General features: G+C 74.6%; 5 protein-coding genes. 3 read left to right on the top strand and 2 right to left on the bottom strand.

Translation table 11 applies throughout. The features are described from left to right. On the bottom strand, positions 1–634 hold a 634-nt coding region (locus MHW47_RS33075; RefSeq protein WP_239227538.1), incomplete at its 3' end, for an alanine racemase. Positions 635–778: 144 nt separating this feature from the next. Between MHW47_RS33075 and MHW47_RS33070 the strand changes: the two genes are divergently transcribed. The 3 genes from MHW47_RS33070 to MHW47_RS33060 are packed head-to-tail and all read left to right on the top strand — an operon-like array spanning position 779 to position 3,069. Next, positions 779–1,897, top strand: coding sequence for a sugar kinase (locus MHW47_RS33070; RefSeq protein WP_308381742.1), 1,119 nt, complete (start codon positions 779–781; stop codon positions 1,895–1,897). Next, the gene (locus MHW47_RS33065; RefSeq protein WP_239227537.1) at positions 1,894–2,652 is read left to right on the top strand and encodes an IclR family transcriptional regulator; all 759 of its coding nucleotides are present in this window, start codon (positions 1,894–1,896) and stop codon (positions 2,650–2,652) included. The genes MHW47_RS33070 and MHW47_RS33065 overlap by 4 nt, the downstream gene beginning before the upstream one ends. A gap of 6 nt (positions 2,653–2,658) precedes the next feature. Beyond that, a complete protein-coding gene (locus MHW47_RS33060) occupies positions 2,659–3,069 on the top strand; it encodes a RidA family protein (protein WP_239227536.1) in 411 nt (136 codons plus the stop codon). Positions 3,070–3,105: 36 nt separating this feature from the next. Here the strand turns inward: MHW47_RS33060 and MHW47_RS33055 are convergent. Next, the coding region (locus tag MHW47_RS33055; protein WP_239227535.1) for a hypothetical protein at positions 3,106–3,981 on the bottom strand (876 nt) is incomplete at its 5' end.

The raw sequence follows: 3,981 nt of genomic DNA, 5'->3' as shown, positions 1-3,981 counted from the left end.
CGCCCACCAGGCGCAGCGTCGCCGCCCCGGCCACCGCGTCGGCCACGGCGGCGCACTCGGCCTCGGTCCGCGCCCCGGTGCGGGCGTCCTCGCCGGCGCCCAGTTCCACCACCACGTCCACCGGGCGGGTGGCGCCCGCCGCGCGCAGGGCCGCGTCCATCAGCTCGACCCCGCGCACGGAGTCCACGTAGCAGACGAAGGTGAAGCCGGGGTCGGCGTCCAGCTGGCCCGCGAGCCAGCGCAGCGCGACGGGGTCCACCAGTTCGTTGGCCAGGAAGATCCGGTCGATGCCGAACGCGCGGCAGACGCGCGCCTGGTGCGGAACGGCCACCGTGATGCCCCACGCGCCGTGCTCCAGCTGGCGGGCGAACAGCTGCGGAGCCATCGGGGTCTTGCCGTGCGGCGCGAACGCGAGGCCGTGGCGCCGCGCGTACGTCTCCAGGAGTGCGAGGTTGTGCGCGACGGACTCGGCGGACAGGGCGAGCACCGGGGTGGTGAACCCGCCGTCGAAGAGGTTGCGGCGCTCGGCGGCCAGGGCGCCGACCGTCAGGCCCTCGGCGTCGGGCGGGAGGCCCTTGAACCGGTGGTCGACCGGCTCCTCCGCGAGAGCGGTCAGGTGGTGCGCGGTGGCCATGGGGTCTCCTCGGTCCGGGTCGGCATGCGATTGCAGCATATGCAACACCCATTGCGTATTTCGCTCACGGCTGTCTAACATCCGAGCCGACGCCCGGTCAATGGTGAGGACCGGTGCCGCCGCCCGACAGCTGAGGAGCCCCGCGTGTCCGCAACCGCGACCGCCGACGTCGTGTGCCTCGGCGAGTCCATGGTGACGTTCCTGCCCTCACGCCCCGGACGCCTCGCCGACGTGCCGTCCTTCGCGCGCGGGATCGGCGGCGCCGAGTCCAACGTGGCCTGCGCGCTCGCCGCCGCCGGGCACCCGACGGCCTGGGTGAGCCGCGTCGGGGCGGACGGCTTCGGCGACCACCTGCTCGCGGCGATCGCCGCCTACGGCGTGGACACCTCGTACGTACGGCGCGACCCCGCGCGGCCCACCGGGATCTACTTCCGCACCGCCACCGACCGGGCCACGGACGTCCACGAGGTCGCCTACTACCGGGCCGGGTCGGCCGCCTCGGCGATGTCACCGAGCACCGTGCCGTACGACGGGCTGCCGCCCGGGCGCGTCCTGCACGTCTCCGGGATCACGGCGGCGCTCTCCGAGGACTGCCTGGCGCTGCTCCGCGACCTGACCGCGCCGCGGCCGGAGCGGCCCCTGATCTCCTTCGACGTCAACCACCGCCCGGCCCTGTGGCGCGGCTCGCCGGCCTCGCCCGGGGTGCTGCTGGACCTGGCGCGCCGGGCCGACGTGGTCTTCGTGGGGGAGGACGAGGCTCAGGAGGCGTGGGGCCTGGCGGGGGCGTCCGCGATCCGGGAGGCGCTCCCGGAGCCGGGCGTGGTGGTGGTGAAGCACGGCGCGGAGGGCGTCACGGTGTTCTCCGGCCCGACGGACCCCCTGCCGGGCCCCCACCCGGACCCCCTCCCGGACCCCTCCCCGGGCTCCCTCCCGGGCTCCCGGCCCCCGGCCGCCGCACCGGCCGGGACGGACACCGTCACCCGCGTGCCCGCGCTGCGCGTGGACGTCGTCGCGCCCGTCGGGGCCGGGGACGCCTTCGCCGCCGGGTTCCTGTCCGCGACGCTGCGCGGGCTGCCCGTACGGGAGCGGGCCCGGCACGGGCATCTGATGGCCGCCGCCGTCCTCACCGTCCCCGGGGACCTCACGGCGCCGCCCGCGCGGGAGCTGGCCGACCGGCTCGCCGCCCTCGACGACGACGCCTGGGGGAGACTGCGTCTCGGCCCCGGCTGGACGGGGGACGACACGGAGGTACGCACGCCATGAGCCAGACCGTCGACCGGGCACTCAGCATCCTGCCCCTGCTCGCCCAGGGGCCCGCCGACCTCGGCCGGGTCGCCGACCGCCTCGGCGTCCACAAGTCCACCGCGCTGCGCCTGCTCCGCACGCTGCACGAACACGGGCTCGTCTACCGGCAGCAGGACCAGCGCTACCGCCTCGGCGCCCGGCTGTTCGCGCTGGCCCAGGAGGCCGTCGAGAACCTCGACGTACGCGAGATCGCCCACCCCCACCTCGTCGCCCTCAACGAGAGCTGCGGGCACACCGTCCACCTCGCCGTGTACGAGGAGAACGAGGTGCTCTACATCGACAAGGTCGAGAGCCGCTACCCGGTCCGCATGTACTCGCGCATCGGCAAGCCCGTCGCGATCACCGTCGCCGCCGTGGCCAAGCTGCTCCTCGCCGACCTCAGCGAGGCCGAGCGGCGCGCCCTCGCCGAGCGGCTCGACTACCCCATGTACACGCCCCGTTCGACGCCCGGCGCCGCCGCGTTCCTCAAGGAGCTGGCCGCCGTGCGCGAACAGGGCTGGGCCACCGACCTCGGCGGCCACGAGGAGTCCATCAACTGCGTCGGCGCCCCGATCCGCGGCGCGGACGGGCGCGTCGTCGCCGCGATGTCGGTCTCCGCGCCGAACGTGGTCGTCACGGCCGAGGAACTCCTCACCCTGCTCCCCCTGGTCCGGCGCACCGCCGAGACCATCAGCCGGGAGTACTCCGGCAGCAACCTACCCAAGAAGGCCTGAACAGCGATGACCGAGAAGACCGCGCTCACCCCGAGCACCCACACCACCCCGCCGGCGAAGTTCTCGCACGGCGTGCGCAAGGGCAACATCCTCCAGGTCGCCGGCCAGGTCGGCTTCCTGCCCGCCGTGGAGGGCCAGGCGCCCACCCCGGCCGGGCCCACCCTGCGCGAGCAGACCCTCCAGACCTTCGCCAACGTCAAGGCGATCCTGGAGGAGGGCGGCGCGAGCTGGGACGACGTCATGATGATGCGCGTCTACCTCACCGACGTGGACCACTTCGCCGAGATGAACGAGATCTACAACGCGTACTTCGCCGAGCAGGACCTCAAGCAGCCGCCGGCCGCGCGCACCACGGTCTACGTCGGCCTGCCCAAGGGCCTGCTCATCGAGATCGACGCCCTCGCCGTCCTCGGCTGATCCGGGCCGGCCGCGTACGGGCCGGTCGCGTACGGGTCAGGCGGCCGAGGCGCAGATGATGCTGCGCCCCTGGTTGACCGACCAGTACCAGAACCGTTCGCCGGGCCCCGCCGGGCAGGTCCAGTTCTGGCCCGCCTTCGGGGCCCGGTAGAAACCGGTGATCCGCAGGATGGACTGGCCCGCCTTCGGCACCTTCGACGCGTCGCAGCGCCACACCACCGTCAGGTCCGCGTTGGTCTGCCCGTTGACCTTGGCCGGGAAGCACTGGCCCGCCCGGTAGACCCGGTCCAGGCACAGCGTGCGGGTGATCCCGTCGTCGCCCCGGCGGCTCCACCAGGTGAACCCCGCCCCGGTGTCGCAGGACCCGGAGCCGCCGGCGCGCGTGCTCACCCGGTTGACGTGCATGTACGCGTTCGAGGCGGCGCACTTCACCCGGACCGGGCGGTCGGCGCTCATGTTGTCGTAGCCGTCGTTGTACACGTCGAGGCAGTCGCCCGCGCGTACGGCGGCGAACGCCCGGTCCGTCGCGTCCATGGTCGGCGTCGGGGTCGGCGTGGGTGTGGGAGTCGGGGTGGGGGTCGGCTCGTCCGTGTCGGTGTCCGTGTCCGTGTCCGAGCCGGACGAGACCCGGTCCGCCGAGCCGCCGCCGCTCCCGGTGCCCGTGCCGTCGTCGGTGTGCGTGTCGAGGCCGCCCGAGGCGACGGAGCCGGACGCGCTGCCGCCCGATGCCGAACCGCTGCCGCCCGCCTTCTCCCACGGCTGCCAGGTCAGCAGCCCGGCCACCACGACGAGCGCGACCAGCCAGCCCAGGGCGGACGCCCCGGCCGACGAGGAACCGGTGCGCGCGGGGGCCGGCGAGGGCGTGACCGCGGCCCGCTGCCGGGCCATCCGCTGCCGCTCCCCGCGTTCCCG

Origin of the sequence: Streptomyces sp. OfavH-34-F, from assembly GCF_022347745.1 — a bacterium.
In the GTDB taxonomy this organism is placed as follows: Bacteria; Actinomycetota; Actinomycetes; order Streptomycetales; family Streptomycetaceae; genus Streptomyces.
Note: the sequence above shows the minus strand (reverse complement) of the source record. Positions and strands in the feature narration are given on the sequence as shown.

Excerpts from the sequence above, each read along its gene's own strand:
- MHW47_RS33060 (WP_239227536.1), top strand. The coding sequence starts at position 2,659 with ATGACCGAGAAGACCGCGCTCACCCCGAGCACCCACACCACCCCGCCG.
- MHW47_RS33065 (WP_239227537.1), top strand. The coding sequence starts at position 1,894 with ATGAGCCAGACCGTCGACCGGGCACTCAGCATCCTGCCCCTGCTCGCC.